This is a genomic window from Plantibacter sp. MMLR14_011, assembly GCF_001865025.1.
GTDB classification, from domain to species: domain Bacteria; phylum Actinomycetota; class Actinomycetes; order Actinomycetales; family Microbacteriaceae; genus Plantibacter; species Plantibacter flavus_A.
This window is the reverse complement of the sequence record NZ_MJGW01000039.1, coordinates 142,071-164,823: the sequence shown is the minus strand read 5'-3', so window position 1 is coordinate 164,823 and position 22,753 is coordinate 142,071. Positions and strand designations below refer to the sequence as shown.

19 protein-coding genes are annotated in these 22,753 nt (G+C 65.2%); 14 read left to right on the top strand and 5 right to left on the bottom strand.

Annotation, left to right across the window (positions count from 1 at the left end):
- Positions 1-2 precede the first annotated feature (2 nt).
- The 11 genes from BIU99_RS13495 to BIU99_RS13445 all read left to right on the top strand — a co-directional run bounded on the left by BIU99_RS13495 (position 3) and on the right by BIU99_RS13445 (position 9,555).
- Positions 3-326 carry a hypothetical protein gene (locus BIU99_RS13495; RefSeq protein WP_139205451.1) on the top strand — a complete coding sequence of 108 codons (324 nt, stop codon included), beginning with the start codon at positions 3-5 and terminating at the stop codon, positions 324-326.
- On the top strand, positions 323-1,315 hold the full coding sequence (locus tag BIU99_RS13490; RefSeq protein ID WP_071261668.1) for a hypothetical protein: 993 nt from the start codon (positions 323-325) through the stop codon (positions 1,313-1,315). The genes BIU99_RS13495 and BIU99_RS13490 overlap by 4 nt, the downstream gene beginning before the upstream one ends.
- Positions 1,312-2,817: an SCO6880 family protein gene (locus BIU99_RS13485; protein ID WP_071261667.1), complete on the top strand. Its 1,506-nt coding sequence runs from the start codon at positions 1,312-1,314 to the stop codon at positions 2,815-2,817. Before BIU99_RS13490 ends, BIU99_RS13485 begins: the two co-directional genes overlap by 4 nt.
- On the top strand, positions 2,814-4,214 hold the full coding sequence (locus BIU99_RS13480) for a helicase HerA domain-containing protein (RefSeq protein WP_371263806.1): 1,401 nt from the start codon (positions 2,814-2,816) through the stop codon (positions 4,212-4,214). Before BIU99_RS13485 ends, BIU99_RS13480 begins: the two co-directional genes overlap by 4 nt.
- Complete coding sequence (locus tag BIU99_RS13475; protein WP_071261665.1) at positions 4,211-5,989, top strand: type IV secretory system conjugative DNA transfer family protein; 1,779 nt, start codon at positions 4,211-4,213, stop codon at positions 5,987-5,989. The genes BIU99_RS13480 and BIU99_RS13475 overlap by 4 nt, the downstream gene beginning before the upstream one ends.
- Positions 5,982-6,494 (top strand): hypothetical protein, encoded by a 513-nt coding sequence (locus BIU99_RS13470; RefSeq protein WP_071261664.1) that lies wholly within the window; start codon positions 5,982-5,984, stop codon positions 6,492-6,494. The genes BIU99_RS13475 and BIU99_RS13470 overlap by 8 nt, the downstream gene beginning before the upstream one ends.
- The gene (locus tag BIU99_RS13465; protein ID WP_071261663.1) at positions 6,494-7,198 is read left to right on the top strand and encodes a hypothetical protein; all 705 of its coding nucleotides are present in this window, start codon (positions 6,494-6,496) and stop codon (positions 7,196-7,198) included. Before BIU99_RS13470 ends, BIU99_RS13465 begins: the two co-directional genes overlap by 1 nt.
- Before the next feature lie 109 nt (positions 7,199-7,307).
- A complete protein-coding gene (locus BIU99_RS13460; RefSeq protein ID WP_071261662.1) occupies positions 7,308-7,607 on the top strand; it encodes a hypothetical protein in 300 nt (99 codons plus the stop codon).
- A 118-nt stretch (positions 7,608-7,725) separates the two neighbouring features.
- On the top strand, positions 7,726-8,502 hold the full coding sequence (locus BIU99_RS13455) for a ParA family protein (RefSeq protein ID WP_071261661.1): 777 nt from the start codon (positions 7,726-7,728) through the stop codon (positions 8,500-8,502).
- 149 nt (positions 8,503-8,651) lie between these two features.
- Positions 8,652-8,786: a hypothetical protein gene (locus BIU99_RS20345; RefSeq protein WP_256374755.1), complete on the top strand. Its 135-nt coding sequence runs from the start codon at positions 8,652-8,654 to the stop codon at positions 8,784-8,786.
- 70 nt (positions 8,787-8,856) lie between these two features.
- On the top strand, positions 8,857-9,555 hold the full coding sequence (locus BIU99_RS13445; protein WP_071261659.1) for a DUF3800 domain-containing protein: 699 nt from the start codon (positions 8,857-8,859) through the stop codon (positions 9,553-9,555).
- Positions 9,556-9,868: 313 nt separating this feature from the next.
- On the opposite strand, the gene BIU99_RS13440 is transcribed toward BIU99_RS13445, so the two are convergent.
- The 3 genes from BIU99_RS13440 to BIU99_RS13430 all read right to left on the bottom strand — a co-directional run bounded on the left by BIU99_RS13440 (position 9,869) and on the right by BIU99_RS13430 (position 14,349).
- Positions 9,869-10,375 carry a hypothetical protein gene (locus BIU99_RS13440; RefSeq protein ID WP_071261658.1) on the bottom strand — a complete coding sequence of 169 codons (507 nt, stop codon included), beginning with the start codon at positions 10,373-10,375 and terminating at the stop codon, positions 9,869-9,871.
- A gap of 324 nt (positions 10,376-10,699) precedes the next feature.
- A complete protein-coding gene (gene dnaE, locus BIU99_RS13435) occupies positions 10,700-13,987 on the bottom strand; it encodes a DNA polymerase III subunit alpha (protein WP_071261857.1) in 3,288 nt (1,095 codons plus the stop codon).
- A complete protein-coding gene (locus BIU99_RS13430) occupies positions 13,984-14,349 on the bottom strand; it encodes a hypothetical protein (RefSeq protein WP_175484400.1) in 366 nt (121 codons plus the stop codon). The genes dnaE and BIU99_RS13430 overlap by 4 nt, the downstream gene beginning before the upstream one ends.
- Positions 14,350-14,676: 327 nt before the next feature.
- Between BIU99_RS13430 and BIU99_RS13425 the strand changes: the two genes are divergently transcribed.
- Positions 14,677-15,873, top strand: coding sequence for a hypothetical protein (locus tag BIU99_RS13425; RefSeq protein ID WP_139205447.1), 1,197 nt, complete (start codon positions 14,677-14,679; stop codon positions 15,871-15,873).
- 106 nt (positions 15,874-15,979) lie between these two features.
- Here BIU99_RS13425 and BIU99_RS13420 read toward each other — a convergent pair whose 3' ends face one another.
- Positions 15,980-18,670 carry an AAA family ATPase gene (locus tag BIU99_RS13420; protein ID WP_139205446.1) on the bottom strand — a complete coding sequence of 897 codons (2,691 nt, stop codon included), beginning with the start codon at positions 18,668-18,670 and terminating at the stop codon, positions 15,980-15,982.
- A 395-nt stretch (positions 18,671-19,065) separates the two neighbouring features.
- The gene (locus BIU99_RS19790; protein ID WP_139205445.1) at positions 19,066-19,767 is read right to left on the bottom strand and encodes a hypothetical protein; all 702 of its coding nucleotides are present in this window, start codon (positions 19,765-19,767) and stop codon (positions 19,066-19,068) included.
- Between the two features lie 424 nt (positions 19,768-20,191).
- On the opposite strand from BIU99_RS19790, the gene BIU99_RS13415 reads away from it, so the two are divergent.
- Complete coding sequence (locus BIU99_RS13415) at positions 20,192-20,902, top strand: hypothetical protein (RefSeq protein ID WP_139205444.1); 711 nt, start codon at positions 20,192-20,194, stop codon at positions 20,900-20,902.
- 170 nt (positions 20,903-21,072) lie between these two features.
- Positions 21,073-22,722, top strand: a complete 1,650-nt coding sequence (locus tag BIU99_RS13410; protein WP_071261652.1) for a hypothetical protein — start codon at positions 21,073-21,075, stop codon at positions 22,720-22,722.
- Positions 22,723-22,753: the final 31 nt, after the last annotated feature.

Below are 22,753 nucleotides of genomic sequence, written 5' to 3'. Positions count from 1 at the left end.
CCGTGGGTGAATTCATCATCACGTCCCTGTGGACCACGGACGCCGGCGGCCTTCTCCTGAAGACGATCCCCGACATCACGCCGAAGGCTGGTCCTGGATCGAAGGCGATCCAGGACCTTGCGGGCAACATCCTCTTCGTCGTACTCATCCTCTGCGGCATCGGGGTGCTCCTCGCTGCCGCCTGCATCGCGCTCGGTTGGCTCATCAAGAACGGAGCACTGAAGTCCGTCGGGATCGCGGGGGTTCTCTGCTCAGTCGCCGCTGCCGCAATCGCGGCTGGCACCACCGCACTCATAAACTTCGGCATCGGGCTGCAGATCGTATGAGCGGCTTCCGGACGGACGACTTCGGCGTGCCCCAGTTCGGCTGCGGGCCCGCCGACATCCCCTGTCTGGCGCAGGAGTCTGCGGCACGCTTCATCGGCGGCGGCATCATCGGCCTCGGCGACTTCATGACCGACATGCTCGCAAATGCCTTCATCGGCAGCCGTCCCGGCGAGTCCAGCTGGACCATCGCCGACGGCCAGTTCTGGTTCTGGGTCGCGACGATGGGACTCGTCATCTCGATCGTGGCCTGCTTCCAGCTCGCGCCGGCGGCGATCATGCGAGACGGCCGGCGGATCGCGCAGGTCGCAGTCGGCCTCGTTGTCGCAGTGCCGTCCAGCGTCGCCGCTGTGTACGTGATGAGGCAGTTCGTGACCTACGGCGGTGAGACGACCGATGCACTCGTCGCAACCGTCCAGGACCAGAGCCTCGGCAACGCGCTGCTCCGCATGTTCGGATACCGAGTGGTCGCTGATGTCTCCGTCCCGGCCGACGATGGCGCGATCGCCCAGGCCATGACCACCGCCAAGCTCGCCCCGAACGCAGTCATCGGCCAGTACACGGTGGTCCTGCTCATCCTCGCCATCATGGCGCTAGCCGCGCTCTTCCTCTACGTCTCGATGTCCATCCGCTCCTTCTCGCTCGTCGCGCTCGCTGCGACAGCGCCGATCGGCCTCATGATGATCGGTCAGCCGAAGTTCGCCGTCTGGGCGACGAGATGGGCGAACCTGACGATCGGCCTCGTCATCGCTGAACCGTTGGCAGCGGCGATCCTGGTCCTCTCGATCCAACTGGTCACGGATTCCACCGATCTCGGCGTCGTGATCGTCGCCGCTGGGGTTGTCTTCGCCGCATCCTTCGCTCCCCTGTGGGCGGTCCGCCTGGTGTCATTCGCCGGGGACGAAGTCCGCAACTCCCTCCAGCCGCGACCGCACGTCTCGAGTAAAGCCCAGAACGCCATGCGCGTCCTCGGACGGGTTCTCGCAAAATGACCAACTCGCCGGCCCTCCCCCGCGTCCGCTTTGCCCAGCGCGAGCGACGCGGCGCGTTCCTCGGTCTGAGCTGGCCCCAGCTCATCGTCATGTGCACGACGGCCGCGATCTCCGTCATCTGGCTCCTGATCGATTGGGACGGCTACTGGCGCATCGGCATCTGGCCTGCAGCGCTCTCGATCGCCGTCGGCAGCTGGACCTGGCATCGCGAGTCCGGTCTCGCGCTCATCTGGCGTGTGCTCACGTACGCCTCTCGGCGGCATCGCCTCCAGACGAGCTTCAGGCGCGACGTGTGGGACTCACGAAAGGACGAACCCTTGAACATCGGAACGACGCGGCGCGGGGCTGAAGGCCCACGCGAGATCCATCGCCATCGCCTTCCCGGTGCGCACGGATCGCTGCGCTTCGTCCAAGTGCCAGGTCGGGGCGGATTCATCCTCGACCCGAAACGATCGCTCGTCTCGTTCTCGGTCGACGTTCTGAGCTCCGCGTGGCCGCTGCTCGACGAAGGCGTCCAGCAAGCGGCCTACGACGGCTTCGTCGGATGGATGAGCGGGCTCGAGGCGTTCCCTGGGCTGGTCGATGCGACGGCACGCATCCGTGTCGATGCCAAACCCGCCGACGAGCTCGCGCGCTACGCATCGGAACGCGATCGAACCGATCCGTCGACCGTCAGCCCAGCGGTCCGAGCGGAGTACGACACGCTGATCACCGCGGGTGCTGATCGATCGATGCAGTTCACCAACACGGTGACCGCTACCTGCGACCTGCGCTCGCTCCGGTCGGCGATCAAGCACTCTGGCGGCGGCCTCGTCGGCATCGCTGCCATCGTGACCGACCTTGTCGAGCAGATGCGTGACTCGCTCGAAGCCATCGGCGTCGAGCTCCGGAACTGGCTCGACATCGAAGCGATCGACGAGATGCTCGCACTCGCCATGAACCCGACGAGCTTTGCAGCAGAGTCGCGGAGTGACGGCCCGAACCGACTCGCTCCGGTGATGGGCATCGAGGAGCGCTGGGATCACGTGCAGATCGATGGTTCGGTCCACCGCACGTACTGGATCGCCGAGTGGCCTCGCTCCGAAATCAGCGTGGGGTTCCTAAACAAGTTGCTCTATTCAGGCGACGCGACGCGGGTGCTCACCCTCAGCGTGCGGCCGGTACCGACCCACAAGGCTCTGAGTCAGGTGGGGCGAGCGAAGGTCGACCTCGAGGTCGCACGAGGCTTGCGTCAGCGACGCGGGATGATCACCACCCGTGAGCAGGATCGCGAATACGAGGATCTCGGCGAACGCGAGGATGACATCGTTGACGGGTTCACCGACATGGAGTTCCGCGGGTTCGTGACCGTCTCGGCCGCCGACGTCGACGGCCTCACCCGCGCATCGGCCTCGATCCTGCAATCAGCGCAGCCGGCCAGGGTCACGCTCGCTGCGATGTACTTCCAACAGGCCGCGGCGTTCATGTCGACCGCGCTCCCTACTCCGGTGGGCAAGCGATGAGTCGACGTCGTCCTGGAACCCTGGCCCGTTTGGATGTGTGGCGCGACAGCCTCGCTGAGGACGCGCTCCCGACAAGTTCGATGCCCGCCGGCGGATGGAAGACGCTGTACAACCTCCGCGCACGGGCGGGTGTCGTTGCGCCGGTCCACCGCGCCTCGTCACGCACCCTCGGCGCCGCGCTGCCCTTCCTTGCTGAGAGCGGCGAACCCATGGCCGGCGCCTACGTCGGCCCGAACCTGCTGTCTCGGTCCACGTTCTGCTTCGACCCGTGGGAGGCCTACGCCGCGGGTGTCGTTCGCTCGCACTCGATGGCGATCTTCGGGGTGAAGGGCAGCGGCAAGTCCGTGCTCGCGAAAGCCCTCAGCACGCGCCTGTGTCGACTGGGTCGGAAGGTTGCGGTGCCGCACGATCCGAACGGCGAGTGGACACGCGTCGCCGCCTACGTCGGTGGTGTGACGATGCGCCTAGGCCCCGGTCAGACTGCCCGGATCAACCCGCTCGATCCGGGACCCCGCCGCGCCGACGTGAGCGATGCCGACTGGACGCAGGAAGTCTTGCAGTTCCAGCGAGCGAAGGTGCGGGCCATGGTCGCCATCCTCCGGAACACGACGGAGCTCAGCGAGATCGAGCACACGGCTATCGATCTCGCGCTCGAGCAGGTGCACCGGTCGAACTCGACCGCGCTGGTGCCGATGGTTTGGGAAGCTCTGCGTCACCCTGAGTCCCACATCGCCGAGGAGATCGGTGCGGGCGGCCAGATGCTCGCCCACGCCCTTCGTCGCGTCACGGTCGGCGATCTCGCCGACCTCATGGATCGCCCGTCGACGGTTGCCTTCGATGCGAGCACACCGATGCTGACCGTCGACACCTCAGAGCTCCTGCGCGCGAGTGCGGAGACGAAAGCACTTCTCCGCCTGGCGACGACCGATTGGATCGAGCGGGGCACCCCGGCCGGTCCTGGCCAGGCGCGGCTGATCGTGCACGAGGAGGCAGCCGTCGCGCTGCTCAACGAGGTCGCAGGCGGTGGCGATCTCGTCGGACGGGTCAGTGATGAGAAGACCGCTCGTCACAAGAGGCGGTCGAACTGCTACCTCATCCACCGCATCAACGACTTCGACGCGCTTGGCGATCGCGGGTCCGCCTTGCACGCTCAAGCCCTCGGGCTCTTGGCGGACTGCGACACGCGCGTCAACTACGCGCAGCACACGGGAGAGCTCGAGCGCAGTTCGCAGGTCCTCGGATGGAACCGGACACAGACCGAGCTTGTTCGCAAACTCCGTCGTGGCGAAGGTTTTTGGCAGATCGGGCCGGAACGGGTAGCCAAGGTCCGCAACGACTGCACACCTGGCGAACTGGCTGTCTTCCGCACCGACGGGCCCGGAGCGGCACCCCGATGACCGACCGACTCGTGCTCGTTCTCCTGGGCATCATCGCCATCGCTGCAACCGCAATCGGCATCGCGGGCGCCGTGGTGATGGTCTTCGTGCTGCTGAGCTGCGGAGAGATGCCGGCTGGACTCGGTCCGTTCGCCGCGGCAGGGCTACTGGTCGCCAGCGGTTCGGTTCCCGCAACACCGGCTGGGGGCTGCATCGTCTCCACGGATGGCGCCCGTTGGACGGTCATCGGCATGGTGGTCCTGCTCACGATCGTCGCCGCGCTATGTCTAGCCGGATGGTTGTCGTTCCGTGAATCCGACCGCTGGTTCCGGTCGCAGCTCCTGCGGCGCAACGGATTGGCCGGACGCAGTGAGGTGCGGCGACAGGTCTCCGAGCGGGCGCTCCTCCGCAGGGCAGGAACCCTTCGTCCGACGCTCGCGGATCCCGCCGCCGATGATGTGGGCTGGCGGATCGGCACCTCGCGTGGCCTTGACGTCTACGTCTCGATCGAAGACTCTCTCCTCCTCGACGGCCCACCCCGCTCCGGCAAAGGCTGGCGAGTCATCATCTCCGCCATCCTCGACTGGAACGGCCCGCTGGTCACGACCTCCACCCGCAACGACAACCTCGCCGCGACGATGGCACACCGCGCGCAACGCGGAACCGTCACGGTCTTCGACCCGCAGCAGCTCTCAGGCGTTCGCTCCGCCCTCCGGATCTCACCGGTGACCGGCTGCGCTGACCCACTCGTCGCCGAGCAACGAGCCCGGACGATCATTGCCGGCAGTGCACTCGGACGCTCCTCCACCAATCAGGAGTGGGCAGGTGCCTCAGGAACGCTCCTCGCTGCGCTGCTGCATGCGGCAGCGCTCAGCGGCGGCGGCACGACGGCACTCCGCGACTGGGGAATGAGCCCCGTCCTGGCTGGTCGGGCAGTCGATGTACTCGCGGACTCTGGAGCACCTGGGTGGGCCATGGGTCTTGCGGATGTGATCGAAGGCGACGCAAAGCTGCTCGGTTCGAAGTGGTTCGGCGTCGCGGAGGCGCTTCGTCCACTGGCGATCCCGTCCGTGTTCGATGCGATGAACCCTGCACTCGACGAGGCGCTCGACGTCAACGAGTTTCTCGCGGCCTCGAACACGATCTATCTGATCGGTACCGGAACCGGCGCGGGGGCGGTCGGTGGATTCCTCGGCGCGGTACTGGACGACATCGTCGAGACCGCTCGTCGGAAGGCGCTGGCCTCGCCCGGGAACCGTCTCGATCCTCCGCTCGGGCTGATCCTCGACGAGATCGCGAACATGTTCGCCTGGCCGCAGCTGCCGACGATCCTCTCGGATGGTGGCGGTATCGGGATCTCGACGATGGTCGTGCTCCAGTCGCTGTCGCAGGCGAAGTCCCGGTGGTCGGAGAGCGAGGCTGACACGATCTGGAATTCTGCCATCGCCAAGCTCATGCTCGGCGGGTCGTCCAACATCAAGCACCTGCAGGACGTGTCGAGCATGCTCGGCCAGCGTCAGGTGAACCGTGGGTCCGTCAGCCGCAGCGAGACGGGTACGACCCGCTCCGAACAGCGACAGTTGGAGCCGGTCCTGACGGTCGATGAACTCCGCCGACTCCCTGAAGGTATGGGCCTGCTGAGCTACCGGAACCGACGAGGCGTCCTCCTCGACGTCGAGGGCTGGACCACGCGTCGCGACGCTCGCGAGATCGTCGCGGGAAAGCGATCGACGGAGGCTGCTCAGCGGCAGGTGTTCACCGAGCAGTCCGAAGCCCGTCGGAAGACGCATGGCTGAGACTGGCGGATGGCGTCAGGCCGCGGAGCGTGAGTTCCGGGCGCCATTCGCGCTGGGCGACGCGGACGAGGTCGGCGATGGATTCGACACCTGGCCGGCCCTGCCCGAGCCCGAGTACTTCGGTGTCGTCAACTGGCGGTCCTTGTCGGACGAACGCGAGCGTGAGGTCTGGCGATTGCTCGCGGAATGGGTCTCCTGGCTCTGCACTCGGTACACGATCCCGGCCCGGCTGATTCCGGACTGCTGGTACCTCCACGAGGGCATTGTGGAGGAGCTCTCCGCACTGTTCAGCAGCTGGGAGGTGTCCTTCGAAGAGGCCGACAGCGGCGGACACGGTCCCCTCGGCTGGCATGAGCGATTCGAGTACTTCCGCTCCCGTCTTCGCCACTACAAGCCCGAAGGCTGCGCGAACGGACACCTGGAAACGGCGGGCCGGACCCTGCCAGAGGAAGCTGCGCTTCACCGGCGCATCGCCCGAGCCGACCGTGACGGCACGGTGCACTGATGCTCGTCGTAGCTCCAAAGACCCTCAACTACCAGGCTGAGGCGAAGGCATTCTTCAACGGACTGAAGAAGGCGAGCCCCGAGCGGCTGCAAGCGGTACTGAATGAGGGCGCCTATGACGCCAAGCTCAGCTTCGTGCTGTGGGAGTCCCGCGACTGGATCGCTCGCGAGCACATCCGCGAAGCGCGCGGGCTCGGGTACGGGAGGGAGAAGGCCCTCGCGAAGCAGCGCACTCAGTCGTTGCTCGGCCTCTACCGCGAGGACGCGAAGCGGAACTACGTGCCGCTACCGACGCGGGTGCTCCTTCCGCCGCCGCGCCTTCACGAAACGTCGTCAGCAGAGCAGCGGCTTGCGAAGCAGCGAGCGAACATCTTCTTCTCCGCTCTGAGCCGGGCAAGTCCCGACCGGCTCGAGGCGTTGTACAAGGAGCGTCGCGGCAATGAGCAGCTGTGGAGGCTCCTCCATCCGGAGCCGGGGCGCCCGACGCCAGAAGAACGCCGAAAGATCTTCGAGTCCCGCATGCGGATCGATCCCGCAATGCGACCCACGGCGCCGACCGGGCCCTACAAGCGAGGAACGGTCACCCCGGTCGGAATGACCCGTGAGCGCGCACTCCAGCTGGCCGTCGAGGCGGAACGGCGCCGGGAGGCTGAGCAACGTGCTCGCCGCGCTAGCCGCGGTCGGAATGGTCCGGCGATGAGCTGATGCGATCCACACGGGCCGCCAAGTGGGAGTTATCCACAGTCCAACACCTGCCGGCACACGACCGCGGCTGCCGTCTCTACGGTCGAAGCAACGACGAACAGGACACCGAATGACGCGCTTCACCCGCATGATGCTCACCAGCTTCGATGACACCGGACTGCCATCCGAGGCAGCGGCCGAATGGCAGTGGATCAATCTGGATCACGTCGAGCGGATTCACGAACACGTTCACGAGGAGCCCGTGCGCGAGAGTCCGCATCGCCCTGACCGGAATCGATACCTCGCCTTCCTCGTGCTCACGTTCTGCAGTGGCGCACTCCTCGCGCTCCCGGCTGGCAGATACGACTCAGACGACGCCGCTCTCGACGGCTTGATCCACGTCAGGCAAACGCAGCTCGGCGCCGGCTGACGCGTTCGCTGCCTCGAACACGGAGACTCATCCGGTCAATACGTCATGACGTATTGAAGGACGGCTACCCGTCACACCCTCCACCCATCCGACAAACCATACGAATGGACGTCAATACATGCCTCACATAGAAGCCATCGGCTCCCGCAAGGGTGGTGTCGGCAAGACAACGGTCGTCCTTGGTCGAGCAGACGCACTCGCGCAAGAGGGGCGAAAGGTCCTCGTCATCGACCTCGACCCGCAGTCCGATGCGACAACCGTCCTCGGGAGACACGGTGAATACACCGTCTTCGACGTCCTCTACGCGGGTGACGCAGGAACGCTCGGAGCAGCGGCGGCTCCGACTGATTGGAAGAATATCGACCTCATCGCCGGATCTCCGGATCTCGCGCGGATTGAGTCGGAATCACTCCTGACGCCGGAGTTGCGGCTCAAGACGTCCGCCTGGGGAAGCGCGCAACTCGACGCATACGACGACATCCTGATAGACACGCCACCAGCACTCGGACGACTCACGCTCAACGCGCTGCTCTGGGCGGACAGCACCATCGTCATCACCGACCCCACAGCCTTCGGCCTCACCGGCGTTGGACAGTACCTCGAGACGGTGGCGAAGGTTCGGGCGCTCCCCCACCTGAACCCCTCTCTGCGATTCGCCGGCATCGTCGTCAACCGAGTCACACCTCGATTGACCTCAGAACACCGATACCGCCTGGAGGAGCTCGAGGCCACCTACGGCGAAGTCCTGCTCCGCCCGTTCCTGCCGGAACGTACGGCGATGCAGGATGCGGAGAGTCGTCGTCGGCCACTCAGCTCGTTGACGACTCCCGGCGCGCTGGTGCTGACCGAGCGATTCGCTGCACTCACTGAGGTACTCCACGGAGTGGCAGCATGAGCGCGGATGACCGTCGCCCAGCGCTGAGGAAGGCGCCGACGGTCGACGACCTCACAGCGCTGACCTCGCCCGCCGGTCGGCCCGGCGGGATGACGGATGATCTCACCTCCCGCCGCCTGGGACCGGGTCGGCCGCGCAATCGCCGCCGAATGGAACCGTTCTCATCGAAGATCGAGATCTCCCTCCGGGACGACCTCGACCGCTACCTCGCGATCCACGACCTCAGCATCGTCGACTTCCTCGACGAGGCGATTCGCGACCGCCTCAACCGCAATCCGTCATGACAGACGGAAAGACGCACAGACGGGCAGACGGCTATCTCGCTGACCGTCCTGATCGACAGACAAACAGCACATGCTGATCGCGTACCTCGATGAGTCCTACACGCGTGACTACTACTACATCGCTGCCGTGGTCATCGATGCGGAGCACGAGGACCGGCTCCGAGAGGCGATCGTGCGTGCGGCGGGCATTGCCGAGGCGTTCGGTCTCCCCCGTGACGTCGAACTGCACGCACACGAGATGACGGCAGGCAAAGGTGCATGGTCACCTCTACGGGGTCGCTACCGAGCGGTCGCGACCATTTACCGGCGAGCACTCGAGCTACTCGTCGAGGTACCTGTCGAGGTCTTCGTTCGGGGACTCGACGTTGCGAGGTTGCGCGCGCGATACCGGTATCCGCGCAGGCCGCATGAGGTAGTCCTGCAGCACATTCTCGAGGAGCTCAGCGAGCATGCTGTTGCGCGAAGCACATGGCTGACCGTCATCGCCGATGAACTGCCCGACCAGGCCGCCTTGCACGCACTCGTGCGCCGCTTCCGGGACATCGGGACGCCAGGCTATGCCTCGTCGACGCTCACCGGGATCGAGCTGCCGCTGGCCTTCCGGGCATCACGAGGCACCCCGGGGATCCAGGCAGCAGACCTCGTCGCCTACCTCTACCACCGACTGGACGGACATCCCGAAGGAGACGCTCGCGCACGCCGCTCCGCGGAGCGGTTGTGGGCAGCGATCGAGCCGGCGGTTGTCCATGTCTGGGTCTGGCGCCCTTAAGCACGAAAGCCCCGCGAGGCGGGGCATCCGGCGAACAACGTTCTGGAGACCAGCCCGTCGTAGCTAAATTGTAGACGCTCAGCACGCGCCGTGGCGAGCATCGCGACGCAAAGTGGCATCCTCGGGCTGCCATCGCCTGCATCGCGCGAGGACCACGGGTAGCTCTCGAGAACAGCGGCTGGTGCGCTCCCACTAGCCAGAAGCTACCGACGAGCCAGGAGCCAGAACTCGACCGGAGTACGAGTAGCGTCGTGGTTGACGACGTAGCAAATTCACCGCGGCAGCCAATTTATTGCGCCAGCCGGCCCTCCCATCACCCTGTAGAGAAACCTTCGAATTTCAGGAACTCCTCAAATGCAGACCGAGCATCGGACCGCGGAGAAGTCTTGACCCCGTCGCTATCAGGCAGCACCGAGCCTCGGAACGCGACCAATCCATCTGGCGTAGAGACAATTCGGCCGACCTGCACCGACTGTCTACCGAGGATGGTGTACTCGCCGTTCGCCACGGGCACCGCCGTGTATCTGTCACTCGTGAACGGGACCTCGAAGCGGTTTCGAAGCTCAATGACATTGGGCCACTCGTTGACGACGAATGTGGTCTTGTTCACGTCGACCATGTCCTGCATCCATTCCTCAAGAGCCGCCAATGCACCCTCGAGCGCCTCCTCGCCTCCTCGCCTGATTTGGATGCGATCGTTCGCGCGGTCGACGGAGAAACTCGTGCTCGCATCGGCCCACGACCGCACAGCCGGGAGGACCCTACCATGTTGATCAGCGGCAATCGTCAGTGATTGCGTCGGCTGGAAAACGATACTCATGTGACGACGATATCGACGATTGCACGGGGTTGCACAAGGCAGACGGTGATCGCGGGCGTTGCGGCAACAGCGACGCGGCCGAACTTTCGAAGGCCCCAGGGCCGCCACCAGAAAGCCAAGGCACTTGGGCTCATCTTCTACTGCCGGATTTCTGATCTGAATCGGCGCAATCGACAACGTGCTCGTAGAAATGCCCAATTCGCTTTCGCCATTCATCCACGAGCCGCGTATCAGGCTTGCGCGGTGATGAACACGTCCGAAGCGGCTGATGGCTTGGCGCCCCACCCCAACCGATCCGACGGCGCACAGAGTGACATCACGAACTCAACCGATTCGACGTCGGAGGTGCGCTACCCCCGCAAGCGCTGCACCCCGTTCGTTGAATTCTCGATGCGCGTGCAGCAGGTCCCATGCGTCGGTACCGGTGACCGACACTCCTCGTGCTCCTGAACGTCGTGTCAGACCGCGGACAAGCATGTAGTGCGTCCGGAAGACGCCAGAGCCGATTTGCTCCTGGGCATCATGGAGGAACACAACGTTGGACACCGGTCCCGTACCGTCATCCAGAGATACGAAGACAACACGCCTGCCGCCGCGCATCGGCGGAGTGTTCGTTGCGCGTCGGACGCCCGCGATGAGGACCTCGGTTCCTCCAGGCAAGTCCACGAGATCGCGTGCCGGCGTCACGCCGAGTTCGCGGAAGAGCGGGTAGAACCGTTCCATCTGGTGGCGATTCACTGCCAGACGCATCTCCTGCAGTTCGAGATCGGTTTGGGTCCTGCCGCGCAGCTCGAGCGAGGTGATCGTGCTGCGCTCGGGAACGGGCAGGTCCAGTTCGAACGCAAGCTGTTCGTCGGCGATGAGTTGGGCGCTCGTGGTCACTCCGGCGAGATGGGCCAGGAGTTCGTGGCGTCGTCTCGGGATGTAATCGATGAATGCGTCGAGTGCACCCACGCGTGCCAGCGCCTCGAAGGTGCGGCGGCGCGGGCGGACTCGGTCCCGGAAGTCCTGGAGCGAGGAGAATGGCTGGTGCCGCGCGATGCGGGCTCGTTCCTTCTCGGTGCTTCCCTTCATCTCGACGAGCGACATTCGCACGCCGAGTCGGCCGTCGGGCGCAATTTCGACGACGTACTCGAGCCCTGAGCGCTGCACATCGATCGGGAGGACCGGCACGTCCAGGTGGCGGGCTTCGGCGAGGATGAGGTCCTTCGGCCACATCCCCGGGTCATGAGTGAGGAGCCCGGCCATGAACTCGGCCGGGTGATGCCGCTTCAACCAGGCCGACTGGAACGTGGGCAACGCGAAGGCCGCCCCGTGGGCCTTGGCGAAGCCGAAGGACCCGAAGCCGGCGAGAATCGTCCAGGCTTTGTCGATCACTACCGGCCGGAACCCACGGGCTGCCGCACGGTCGCGCACGAACGTCTCGATTCCGGCGAGTCGTCCGCGGTCCGCGAGCTGCCGGCGGATGACGTCGGCGGGACCGAGACCGCAGCCGGTGAGTTCGTCGATGATCCGCATGACCTGCTCGTGGAACACGACCACGCCGCGCGTCTCTCGGAGGATCGGCCGAAGTCTCGGATCGATGTAGTCGGGCATCGTCTCGCCGTGCCGAACCTGGAGGTACTGCAGCGGCATGTTGTTCTGCATCGGCCCCGGGCGGAAGAGCGAGATCTCCACAGTGAGGTCGTTGAAGACTTCCGGCTGAAGCTTGCCGACCAGTTCCATCTGCCCGGGCGACTCAAGCTGGAAAACACCGAGCGTGCGCGTTGAACGGAGCAGTTCATACGTAGGTTCATCGTCGAGCGGCAAGGCATCGAGTTCGATGGTCTCGCCGGTCAACCGTTCGTGCTCGCTGACGGCATGCGCCATCGCCGACTGCATCCGCACGCCGAGAATGTCGAGCTTGATGAGGCCCATGTTGTCCATGTCGTGCTTGTCGTACTGCGACATCGGAAGGCCCATGCCCGACAGCTGCGTCGGCGTGCGGTGCAGCAAGGATGTGTCGGACAGAATGACACCGCAGGGGTGGACGCTGATGTGACGCGGCAGACGATCGAGACGCTCGGTGACATCCACGAGCAAGTCGAGCTCGCGTGACTCGCGAACCGCGTCGGCGAGGTCGGCCAGCTCTGGCTTGTCTCGGAGGGCGTCGCGGAACTCGCGGGCGTTGAACCGCCACATCTGCTTGGCGATCATGTCGATCATCGACTCGTCCATGCCGAGCGCGAGGCCGGCATCGCGGACGGCTCCGCGCGAGCGGTAGGCATTCGTCATCGACATGAGCGTCACGCGGTCCGAGCCGAAGCGGGCGAACACCTCGCGATAGACGTCGTGACGGCGGGCGGACTCGACGTCGAGGTCGATGTCGGGCAGGTTGGTGCGTTCGGGCGAGAGGAAGCGCTCGAAGATGAGCCCGTTACTGATGGGCTCGACCGACGACGTGTGGAGGGCGTAGTTGAGGACGGACCCGACGCCCGAGCCACGTGCCTGAATCCGAATGCCCATCTCACGGATGATGTCGGCGACCTTGGCGACCGTCAGGAAGTAGGACGGCATGCCGAGCTGCTCCACGATGCGCATCTCGTGTTCGAGGGCTCGGTGGGCTTCCTCGAGCGGTGGCATCCCTGGCCGTGTGTACCGTTCGTCGACGCCGGCACGTGCCCGTTCCCATAGGGCCTGGTGGGGATCTCCGCTGATGCCGATCACCGACGCTTCGGGCATGCGCGGCTGCTTCCAACCGACATCGGACACCGGGTCGAGAGCGCACCGTTCGGCGAGGCGTTCGGTCTCTGTCAGGAGTCGTTGCACCGCGCCGTCATCGTGAGTGCCGGCGCCGACGATCATCCTGGCTATCTGCCGCATCTGCTTCGCGGGCTTCAACCAGGCCTGTCCGTTGACCTGCAGCTCGTTCACGTCGTCGAGCTCTGCCAGCGGGCGCAAGAATCTCGCGGCGTCCGCCAGATCCGCGGTGGCGGCCTCGTCCGGAAGTCCGTAGCGAACGGCGTTCGTGAGCACCGCAGGGACGACGGCAGACTCCGCGAGGCTGAGCATCCGGGTCGCGGCCGCGACATTGCCTCGAACCCCTTGCTCGGTGAGATGGCAGACGACCTCGATCACAAGATGACGCGCTGGTAGCCGTTCCCGCCACCGATCGAGAGCTGCACCGGCGCCGGTATAATCCCGTTGCTCGATCGCTTGCCCGACATCGGACTCAGGCCCGAGCATCACCGTCAGTGCGGGATCATCGCAGAGGATCGCGGCGAGCTCATCGCGGAGGATCGCCGGCCTCTCGCGGCGACCATGCGCCGCGCTGACCGCCCGGCACAGTTGAGCGAACCCAGCTCCGCGGTTCTGACCGTGCGCGAGCAGGACGATTCGGCCGATCGGCTCCTGATGCTCGTCCAGCACAGCGAGGTCGGCCCCCAGACCTGGTGAGATGCCCGCAGCCAGACAGGCTCCGACGTGCTTCGGTCCTCCGTAGAGCCCGTCGCGGTCGGTCAGAGCGAGGAACGATGCTCCGTCCTCCGCTGCGAGACCTGCCAGTGCGGCGCTCGATGTGACGCCGTAGTGCGCAGAGAGGTGTGATGCGACGTGGAGGTGGGAAAAGCTCACGTCCAAGCGACCGCGAGCGTCCACCTGCCGGTGGTGTCCCGACGGAGGTCGTACCGAGTGGGCTCCTCGTCGCCTCGCGCTGCGTCGACCCTCCAGGTCTCGATGTCGATGCGCGCTGGCGAGGAATCACCCGTCCACCAGGCTTGGCGGGAGAACAGCGCCTGAGGTTGGCCGACGACCCGATGTTCGAACCGTTTCCACACGAACGCCAACGGATCTCCGTCCGCCGCGAGATCCACATCCACTGCTTCGTCAACAATCGTCGCCATGCCGCACCTCCGATATTCGAACACGTGTTCGATTGAGTGAGTGTACGTCGTGTCGGCGACAACGGACGAACCCATCGGGATGTGAACGCCCACGTAGAGTGTCGCTTTGCGATCTAGGGTGTCGCTTTCGGAGTGCAGCGACAAGCAGGTCTGCAAAACCCGCCGCTGACTGTGTATCGCCGCGACAGGCACAGACAGGCCGCTGGCCTCCATCTGAAGCCCGCGGGTGGGCCACGTCCCGCCGACGGATGACGCCCAGCGAGTGGCTGCTTCGCGACAGGGACCCACAGGTCCTACGCGATATCCTCGACTCCTTCTTGATGAACGAGCTGTATCGCGGCGCGACTGTGGGTACGGCGGACGTCCTCGCCTCGTGGACGACTCCATCGAAACCGTCCGTGCCGGTGGCGGCACACCACCATGGCCGATGCGCGAGGATGGACCCATGGGACGGTCGACAGCGAGCTACAGCACTGCCGGGCCATGCTGAGCACGGGGACGACCAGCGGATCGTGGCTGCCACCGCATCAGGAACACGCGCTGTTTACCACCGCACACATCGATGCGATCATCACCACCCTGTCGGTCACGCTGGAGCGCTACCAGCGCGACGAACCGGTGCAACTCGGACGCCGCTACACGCAGGCCGAAGAGCAGGTCATCCTGGAAGGCATTCGCCCATTGCCGCAGGCCGCGGCACGTCTGTTCGCGGACGCGCTGAACCAGGTGCGCAACTGCATCGAGCACACCCTGTTCGCAGAAGTCGTGCACCGTCTGGATCGACCGCTCACCCCCGACGAGTCACGAGCACTCCAAATGCCCGCGTTCGACACATCGGAGAAGTACGAGCAATGGGCGCATCACAAACACCGCGTGTCCCTCAACCTCTTCTCGCCCGGCGATGACCTCTACGAACGCATCCACCGCCTGCAACCGTTGCAGCGCAATGAAACTCACCATCACCCGCTGCGTGTACTCACGGAACACACCAACTTCGCGAAACATCGTGAACCAACCATCGCCCTCACACGAGTTGCCCGCTTCGATCTCGACTCGCAGATCACCAAGCGGCCCGCGCAGATACGAGACGTCGTCGAGATCGGTGACGTTCTCGCTTCCGTACCGATCGGACGACGGGAGTCCATCTCGGTCTGGCCGGAGGTGGCAGTGCAGCGCCCGCATTCAGGCGAGTGGCGGACCCTGATGAAAGAAACCAGCGAGATCGCGGACTGGGTACGGCTGCAAGCACTCCCTATCCTCATCGCCGGTCGAACCGATCTCCCGCCAATCCCACCAGCGCTCGACATCACCGTGGTGCACGACAACGCTGATGCGGCCTGGGCAGCTGCAAGCGACACTCCCGCCGCGAAGCGCATGCAACAGCGCATCGGCGGTGAGATGCTCCGAGTCCAGATCTTGGACATGATGGTCGGCATGTTCGGGACACCATCTCGTGTGCCGTTCGAGCGCTGGCTGACCGGTATGGATGATGAGACCGTCATGAGCACGTTCTGGGACGTCCTCGAGAGAGCCGGCCGAGGTGATCTCGCCTCGTTCAGGCGAGCCGCCGAACGGTGGGCAATCGAGGCAAACGTCCAGCCGACCGACCACGACTAGGACGCCGGCGACACTTTATGCGGGAAACCCGCTCGTTCACTGGCACCGCAGCGCCACGTTACGAGCGCGTTCACACGGGACAAGCTGGCCGTCCCCGGCACCCGCGTCAGATACTCGCTTCGGCTATCGCCCCGGTGCGTGCCGCGCGCTCAAGATCGACCCGCGCCGCGTCTCGTGTGGCATTCACCGTCGGCTCGGGTGCGCCGAGCGCAAGCAACTCGGCGATCTGCTCACGGAGGTCGAAGACCCTCGGCGGGAGCACCAGGGTGTTCTGGAGCCTTCCACGAGTGAGACCGACGTAGATGGCCGCGCCGTTTACTGCACCCGACGTGTAGCTGACGTCAGCGGTCTCACCCTGGGCACCATGCGCCGTGGATGCGTAAGCCAGGTGCACGTGCTCAGCGATGTAGCTCGCTGGCACGTTTCGAACACCGGTCGGGTCCGAAACGGATTCGAGGGAGGTGTGCTCACCGGCGATGCCGCGGACTCGCCAGAGCTGTCGGTTGCTCACGCCCAAGTTCTTCTCGTTGGCTCGACTCTGGACGAGGTCCCCCTCGTAGATGGGTTGCGAGTCCTGCGCGAAGATCACGGACGTTGGCTGCAGCTCGCCTCGCGCGAGTCGGAGTCGCTGGATCGTGTCGTTGATGCGCTGCGCCTCGTCGTTCGTCGCCGTCACCAACGCAACACGTAGCCCTACCGCGGTGTCTGCGAGATACCGTTCGGCGAGGTGGGCCGTCGGGTCCTGACCGTGCTCCAGCTCGACGACATGGCCGCCGGCTATAAGACGATCTGCAACGGCAAGCCGATCATCTTCGCTCCGCGCATCGCGCAATGCGACGGTGAGCTGCGCGTACTCGCGGTCGATCGCTCCGTCTGGCTTGCGGAATCGGTGCACGTCCTCGAGATCGACGCGTGCTGTAGCGGCCTCGGTCGCCAACAGCATCGCTCCCGAGTGTCCGACTGGGCGCAACTGCATCGGGTCGCCGACGAAGGCCAGGTCGATGCCGGTTTGCTCAGCGGTGATGCAGAGCGCGCGTGCGGCCTCGAGGTCGAGCATGCCGGCTTCGTCGACGATGACACGGTCGTTGTGTCGGAGTCGGTAGCGGCGAGCGATGGGGTTGGCTGGCCGTTCCCAGGTCCAGACATCGCGGCCGGCGTCATTTGTCTTCCAGGTCCAGCCATGCGCTCGGAGCATCTCGTGCACGCTCGTTGCATCGGCGCCCGTCTCGGCACCAGCGACCTGGGCGGCCTTCCGCGTTGGTGCAAGCAGGAGCGGGCGACGGCCGTTGCGGCGGAGCAGGTCGCACGCGACGCGCAGCATGGTCGTCTTACCTGTTCCTGCAGGGCCGGTCACGGTGACGAGCCGATCAGTGCCCGCCAACACTGCGGCGGCGGCTCGTTGCCCATCATCGAGCGGGCGACCGGTTGGAAGGGACGCGCGCTCGACGCGGGAGACCGTCTCCTCGGTCAGAGACCGTCCGGGGGACGCGAGTTCGATCATGCGGCGCTCGACTTCCCTTTTGAGCGTTGCGGTGTGATTCGAGAGGTAGCCCTTCACCTGTGGCGGCACTTCGTCTGCGCCGAGCAGGTCCGTGCAGCCTTCGCCGATGGCGTGCTGGAGCACCTGCTCGATCAGCGGTTCGAGCTGGGATCGGTCAGCGACGACTCCCGTTGCGGCGACTGCTCGGAGCACCCCGGCGCGGACATCGAATCGGCTGAATCGCCCTCCACTCGGCGTCGAACGTTGGTCAGCATCGGTGACCGCCCGCCTCGCGAGCAGATCGATATCGAGGTCATCGAGGCTGGTCGCCACCGGAGTGAAGGTAGCCCGCTCCTCAGAGAGTCTCGGATCGAGTTCGATGATCTCCTCTCGGACAAGGTTCAGCCAGTCGGCTTCGTCGATTGCGTGAGGCTTCGCGGGGCGCTCGTGCGCGTAGGCCCACTGGTCGATGGCGGTCAGGTCCTGCGGCGTGGGTTCAGCGCCGGGGTGTTCGAGCCGCCACTGGTCGAGTCGGTTGGCACGGTTCCGTTCGATCTGACGCGACCGCTTCGACAACGGCCGCACGACGTGAGCGAGCTGCTCGATCTCGCCGTCGTCGCCGATGCTGAAGCCCCTCCTGGCGAGCGCTGCAATCCAATCCGGGTCCGTCCTCGCGGCGAGGTCGCCCTCAGCGTTGATGACGGTCTGGAAGCGCAGTGCCACCCGGGAATCGATGTTGCTCCAGCGCCCGTCCTCCCCGAGCACCTTGATGTTGAGCCACAGGTGCCGGTGCTGGTGGGGATCGAGTGCGCGCGACCGGGCATGCCTGAGCTCTACGATCTCGATGCGCGTCAGCGGCATGCGGCGGTGGCCAGCTTTCCCGCGACGGGCATTGAGCTCGCGCTGCCAGACGAGGATGATGCGTTCGCGGAGGCGATTCTGGAGTGCGTCATACGCTGCGGCGACTTCTGGATCGAGTATCGCAGCGATGGAGAATGACTTCGATGCGTTGATGGTGGCGTCAAGGAGCAGATCTGCTCGAGGTGAGGGGTTCCGGATGCCTCGCATAAACTCGGTGTCGGGATCACGGCCGGCGACCCATGCGGCGAGTTTCTGTCGGTCGAGTTGGTCAGAGGTGACCTGTTCGTTCTCGACGATGAAGCGGGTTACGGTCTCGGGTGCGTAACCGAGCGCGCGGGCGATGCCAGCGGGGGTGCCAATAGTTGCGTCGCAGGAACCACCAAGCGCGTAGTCGACGGCTTGTTCGAGCCCTTGCGAAGCGATGCCCCGCTTCCACCTGACCATGCCGCCGCGCACGAACGTCTCCCTGCCGTAGACGGTCGTTCCGCCTCACCAGTTCTTGCGCTCGGCGGTCAGACCGAGCGGACCTTGCCACCCCGGTGCCTGCGTGCATCCGTCGATGCATGTCTCAATTCTGAGTACAGCGAAGCTTTGTTCCTCAGCTTGTCGCGGAGTTACCCTCAGCCTTGCGCTTGGCGTCGATCGCGACTGATAGGCCCAGATAACCTCTGTACCGCAGCCCAGCCTGGCGGCTCCTTCGAGCAAGACCGCCCACGCAACACCGCTCGCGCCGGCCATGCTCCAAGCGGCTCGGAGGCGCGGTCTCGCGGTTCAGACGGGCGGAATCCAGCCCCGCCTATTATCCGAACGGCAGGGTCGTTACACCCGTCTGGCCGGGTTGTGGCTTCCCTCTAACTCCCATCCCTGGGCGCGTGTAACGTCGAAACTAAGTTCTCCACGGCTTCCTGTATCTCGTCGATCATCCTGATGACCGCAGTAGACACCTCCTCACCCTCGTATGGCGAACCTTCACCAAACGCGAGTACGAAACTGGGGATAGCATCTGTCATGAATCCCCACCCATCGGCGTCGATCGCGACCAACGGTTCTTGACGCGGAGCCACGACTTGCCCGTCCGCGGTGGGCTCCGCGAGCCCCGCTCCTCGAAAGCTGATCGGTGGTCCCGACTCACCGTCCTCGTCTCCGCCAATGAGCGTCGTCGAGAGGGTGAGATGATGCGGGCTAGCGAATACTGGCAGGAGCAGTCTGTGTTTGTCCCAATTATCAAGCTCGTTGAGCGCCCAAAATGAATGAGTTCCGTCCTTGAAAGGTTGAAGCTGTCTCACTCTGTTCTTGGTGGTGAGCGAACAACCACTCAAGTCGTTCTTGACGCGTTTCGCTAGATCCGCAGGTGTGCCCGCGATCGGGAACTGTGTGCGGCGGGAGGGATTACCGCCGTCCTTTACAACGAGCTGCCATGCTAGGTGATCGAGTGCAGAACGTGCATTGTGAACAGCGTCACCAAGAATGACAGGCCAGTGCGCCGGCAAATCCCGCATACGGGCGCGCCACACTGGTGCGCCGTCTTCTACATCTGCTTCGAGGCTGGCCACTGACGTCCCCTCCGCGGCCACGACAGAGTTGAATTGCTCCAGGTGATGCCTAGCCCGTGCAAATTTGGCGTCGATTCCCTCTCTCATCAGCCCCATGCGTAAACCCTACCCACTGAACCCACTGTGTTCGAGGGACTGCATTTTGCTATGTCAGGACTTGACTTCCTTGTGAGGTAATCACGGGACTGTTTGCTTCCCGAAATCTGGCGATCATACGCGGGGCCACGGAGGGCGGTCCAGGCTGCCGCATTCGCACGATCGATGGTTTCTTGCAAATCGATCTCCCATACCAGGACTGATTACCTACTTTGCGCAGCCTCGGCCAAAACCAGTCCGCCGGGCACAGCTAGTGGCGACAAGGCCGGGAGGTGTAACTACAACAGACACCCACCCCAGTGACTCGCGCAACCGTCGGAAGGACCCCATGGCACTGACCCTCTCACACCAGCTCGCCGCCGCAGCACTGAGTGCAACCGCGCTCGGTACCATCAACCCCGCGACAATCCTCGAAGCGCCAGCGCCCCTAGCCATAGTAACGGCCTCGGGTTCTGCTAGCCCCTCGGTAGCGGAAGTGGGCGACTGCGTCGGCTTCGCACTCGACGTGTCCGGCACCCAAGACGGCATCGCGATCGAACCGATCACCGCAGCGCTCACCGGACCGTACGACGGCTGGCCCCCGGTCGGCTCGGTCGCCGACGCAGCGACGGTCGGCTCGTTCTCCGCGACGTGGACAGGCTCCGAGTGGAGCTACGACGGCGACTGCGTGAGCGTCTCGGCCGCCGGCGGGTACGCCTGGACCCTCGACAACCCGAACGATCCGGAAGGTCTCGACCTGATCATCCATGAGTCGTCAGTCGTCGATATCACCGAACCGGCCGTCATCGACCCGGAGGAGGGCGGAGAGACCGAGCCACCCGTCGATGACGAGGGCGAGGACGATGAGACCGTCATCGATGTCGTTGCAGACCACTCTGGCGGAAGCGTCGGGACAAAGCGCCCACAGCTCGCTGTCACCGGTGCGAACGAAGATCTACTCATCGCCGGCGCTGCGGGAGGTCTGCTCGCGATCGCGGCGGGCGTGGCCCTCGCCGTACGGAGCCGACGAGGCCGGGCTCGGGTGGAGGAGGCCGCATGAGCCGCCGCATCCTGAGTGCGGCCGGCGCGTCGATTCTGCTTGCCACCACACTGAGCTTGCCTGCCCTTTCCGCGAGCGCTTCGGTTCCCGCCGCGGAGGACACGTCAGCCACTGCGGACAGCACTACTCCATCCCCTCGAGCCGCCACCGCCTACGGGTGGGGCCAGCTCGTGAACTACGTCACCCCGGACGGCTCCCTCGCGTACTGCATCGACGTCCAAGCCGACTGGCCATCCGGTACCACCGGCGGCGGAACGCTCGTCGGCGGCATCGGCGCGACAGCCGGCACACGCGACGTCGGCGGCGCTGAACTCGCAATGCTCAACGCCGGGCTCTCCCAGTTCGGGCAGACCGCCGACAACGACACCGCGGCGGCCGTCGCCGCGTTCGTCTACGCCTTCACCTCGCAGAACCACCCCGGCTACGACGGCGCCATCCACTACATCGGACAGAAGGCAGACGGTCACGACGCGGCTGTGATCGCAGCGTTCAACAGCATCTGGGCATGGGTCGGCGAGAACTGGGCTGCCGCAGCCGGCTCGAACACGGCGACCACAACCATCACCATGACCGACAGCACCACCGGCTACATCGACGTGACCGTCGACCCCGCAGCCGCGGCCGGCACACTCACCCTCACCGGCGCACACGAGACCAGCACGGGCGCGACCTCGGTGGCCGTCGGCAATGGATCTCGCATCGACATCACCGGCAATCCTGCGGACGGCATCGCGGACTACGACATCCGCGCCGACGGCTCCTGGAGCACACCAGGCGGCTATGCCTCCGAAGCTTGGATGTACGAGACGCCCGGCCAGCAGCGCCTCGCCCGCGGCAGCGACAACCACTCCCCCATCTCGTTCACCTCCGCTGCCAGCACCACCACCTCGACGACCTTCCAACCGATCGTGACGAGCGAAATGCAGCAGACCCTCGTGCCTGTCGGCGGCACCATCGTCGACCACGCCACCTGCGACCTCTCCCCCGACAGCACGAGCACCACTTGGCGACGCAACCGAGACGGCGACGGCGTCGAAGTCACCTGGGACGTCGCGATCTACGCCAAGCGCCCCGGCGAAGACAGCCTCCCCGAGGTCCCGGAAGGGCGGCCGGCGCTCGGCACGGCCACCGCCAGCTGTGACGAGGTCGGCGACGTCATGGAAGCCAGCTTCCCCCGACCCGATGAGGCGGACGGGCCGATCACCGCGGTCTGGTCACTCGACCTCGACAAGCAGTCCGACACGACCAAGTCCGTCCTGCAGGGACCGTGGCACGACGCGTTCGGGCTGCCCGACGAGACGACGGTCATCCCCCGCGTCACAACGAAGGCCGTGCCGACGGCGATGGAGGGCGAGCAGTACGGCGACACCGCCCACCATGAAGATGTTGCCCTCTACCCCGATACCGCCGTGCAGACCTTCACCGCCTACCGCATCACCGATGGGCAGCCCGTCTGCGACGCCACGACCGAATACCTGCCGGAGTCGGCGCCGATCCTGGTCAACGGCCGCACGGATGTCCCCGGGCCGACCTTCACCGCCACCCGCGACATGGGCACTGGCGTCAACTGGATCGAGCGCACCTATGCCGATGATTCGAAGCAGGTACTGCTCAGCGAGGGTGTCTGTGGGCAGGAGGGTGAGCAGACACTCTTTATCGACCGCCCCGGACAGGCGCTCGCGAGCACTGGCTTCGACGGTGCCATGCTCGCCGCCGGGGCCGCAGCCACGATGCTCCTTGGGGCATCGCCCTTTGTCATTCGTGGGGTCGTGCGGCGTCGAGCCAGCCTGACCGACTCGAGCGAGGGAGTTGCAGGATGAGCGAAGAGCAGCCCCCCCCCCCCCCCCCCCC